Annotated in this window: 3 protein-coding genes; all 3 read left to right on the forward strand. The window is 28.8% G+C overall.

What is annotated here, in order from left to right:
• On the forward strand, positions 1-871 hold an 871-nt coding region (locus ACIQ2S_RS12535), incomplete at its 5' end, for a DUF4135 domain-containing protein (RefSeq protein WP_396176506.1).
• Positions 872-1290: 419 nt separating this feature from the next.
• Positions 1291-1437, forward strand: coding sequence for a hypothetical protein (locus ACIQ2S_RS12540; RefSeq protein WP_396176508.1), 147 nt, complete (start codon positions 1291-1293; stop codon positions 1435-1437).
• Positions 1438-1475: 38 nt separating this feature from the next.
• Positions 1476-3002: hypothetical protein (locus tag ACIQ2S_RS12545; RefSeq protein ID WP_396176510.1), on the forward strand; the 1527-nt coding region annotated here is incomplete at its 3' end.

The following is a 3002-nucleotide window of genomic DNA, read 5'->3' on the forward strand; positions in this document are numbered from 1 at the left end:
GTCTTATGTATTAAATGCTTCAGATTTTCATTATGAAAACATCATAGCCAATGGTGCTACGCCTACTTTTATAGACCACGAGACCATTATTCAACCAAAAATTGATACCAACTGGCAACAATATTTTAAAAATTTTATTTCAGAAAAACTTGTAGATTCAGTGTTGGCACCCATGTTGCTGCCAATCCATGAACAAACAGCTGCTAGCATGCCTATGGGTACATGCGGCTATGGCTATCACAAGCAAAAAAGTATGCAAACCCTTAAAAAGGAAGCTGTTGATCGTTATACAGATCATTGGCGTTTTGTACCCAGGTTTGCAGAAGAAAGCTTTCAAAAAGAAAACTTACCCCTATTGAATGGGGTTGCTGTTTATCCAATAAACCATCTTCAAGAACTCATTAATGGTTTTGAAAAGGCCTATCAATTATTTTTGCAACACCGCGAGTTTTTACTGCACGATGAAAACTCGCCGCTTTTGGGTTTAAATAACCAAACCGTTCGTTATATATGGCGTGCTACTAACGTTTATGCCAAAATTCTCAATCAAATGAAATTGCCCAAAAATTTAGGCAGTTATGAACATTATGAGCAAAAGATAAAAGATTATTTGGGTGTAGCGTTTAAAAATGTACCTCAAGATTCAAATTTATGGTTGATACACCAACAAGAAGTCGCACACATGCTCAAAGGCGATATTCCCTTTTTTGAAGTGAATAGTTCTTCTAGAGATCTCGAAACAGATTTTGGTACAATCAAAAACTTTTTTGAATGTAGTGCTGTCGAAAACATCTCAAGAAAATTAAATAAACTCTCACTAGAAGATTTTGAGATTCAAAAAAAATTAATCCACGAAAGTATATTGAGTTAGTTACAAAGTATTAAAATTAGTTAAACCCAAATTACGCATTAGACTTCGTTATGAAAGCTAAAAAAATACAATAAAAATATTCCGATAACTATCGGAGCACGGACTTTTTTAAATTTTGGAATAGATTACTATTTTAAGATTTCAAAAAGGACTAAGTGCTTATTTTTGAAGTAGTTTTAGTTTGTAATAGATTTGCTTCGCTAGTTCGAGCAAAGCTCTCGGGTCTAATGCGTAATTTGGGTTAAAGAAATAACCGCCTTATTGGCGGTTTTTTTTGTGCTAATTTTTATAATAAAAAATATATACATAACCAAATACTTTTTCTACTTATTTTCTGTTATTTTAATACTTTACTTACAAAGTGCCAATTAATAAGTTTATACTATAAAAAAAATAGTAACCTTTTAATTTAAAAAATCATGAAAAATTACAAAATGATTATCGTTATCGCTTTAATAAGCTTTTTAAGTATTAGTTTTCAATCTTGCACTGCTGATGAATTGCCTGAACAACATGAAATACAGCAAACAGGTAATACAACTAAAACAGATGGTGTTAAAAGTTGAGTTATTAAAATCATTATATTTGCGAAATATACCTTGATATGTTTCGCATTTTTTTTTTACTTTTTTTGTTGTTTGTGGGATGTAAAAAGGACCATGCATCTCAAAAAGAAATATTAACTAAAATTGAAGATATTCAAGCTCGAACTTGGCAAATGAGTGACACAGTTCAAGTGAAAAAACTTTTGATTGAGGGTCTTTCATTGTCAAATCTTATTGTGGATGATACTATTCAAATAAGCTATTCAAGAAAAATGGCATGTGAATATTTCAATCACAAAATGTTTAATCCCTATTTAGAATTGACAATTAGTAACCTTGATAAAGCAAAAAAGTTAAAAGATTCAAGTTATATTGCCACCTTGTTATTAGATAAGGGTGATTATTTTCAAAGCATATATAAGATTGATTCTGCCTATTTTTATTACAGAAAATCTCTTCCTTATCATGTAAGGAATTCTAAACATCAAATTCTGACAAATTTTCAAATAGCTTTGATGTTAACTAAAGAAAATCTAGATACTGAAAGTGAAACCATTTTGTATCAAAATCTCCAAAATGCTATTGATTATGGTGATCCAGAAATAATTTACCGTTTTTATAATATCTTGGGAATTAACTATACAAATACAAATCAATTTGATTTTGCAATTGATGCTTTTAATAATGCTTTGCTTTATAATGATAAAATAGCTATTGAAAAGATGGTTAATTTAAAGTCAAAGAATAAAACAAAAATTTTTCTAAACATTGCTTGGTCCTATCAACAAGCTAAGAAGTACGATTTAGCTAAAAAATATTATGAAAAATCAGAAAATGAACAACTTAAAAACAATGAGCCACATAATCTAACTTTTCTTTTAATTAACCAAGAAAAATTGAATCGTGATACTAATCAAACCATTAACCTAAAAAACTGTTATAAAGCCTTAAAAGTAGCAGAAGAAAATAATGTACAAGAAAATATAGTTAATGCTAAACATTTAATTGCAATTGCTGCTTTCAAAAACAATGATCAACTACTAGCATTTAAAGTCATTAATGAAGCCATAGAATTGGCTAATGAATTGAGATTAAATCTAATATTAGAGGAAATATATACTACCCTAAAACAATATGATTTAGCAAATGAAACAAAATGGTTAAAAAAATTAGTTGAGATTAAAGCAATAATCATGAACGACGAACGCCAAACGCGTAACAAATTTGCTAAAATTACTTATGAAACAGAGGTGGTACATCAAAAAAATATAGAATTAACCAAAAAAATCAGTAATCAAGTTATTTACGGTGTAATATTTAGTGTATTTATAGCTATTCTATTTGTTTTATTTAGAATAAGAACCTATAATAAAATATTAAAAATGGATCAAGAGCAAAAAGAAAATAATCTTACCATTTTCAATTTAATGGTTGCCCAACAAGACATGTTAGAAAAAGGAAAATCTATGGAAAAAAGTAGATTATCAAAAGAACTTCATGATGGAATAGCAGGTCAGATATACATTATGCGATTTTTAACAGAAATTAATTTGAAAAAAGATGCAATGCCAAAAATAGAAGTTGAA

Source organism: Flavobacterium sp., assembly GCF_044371705.1.
Classification (GTDB): domain Bacteria; phylum Bacteroidota; class Bacteroidia; order Flavobacteriales; family Flavobacteriaceae; genus Flavobacterium.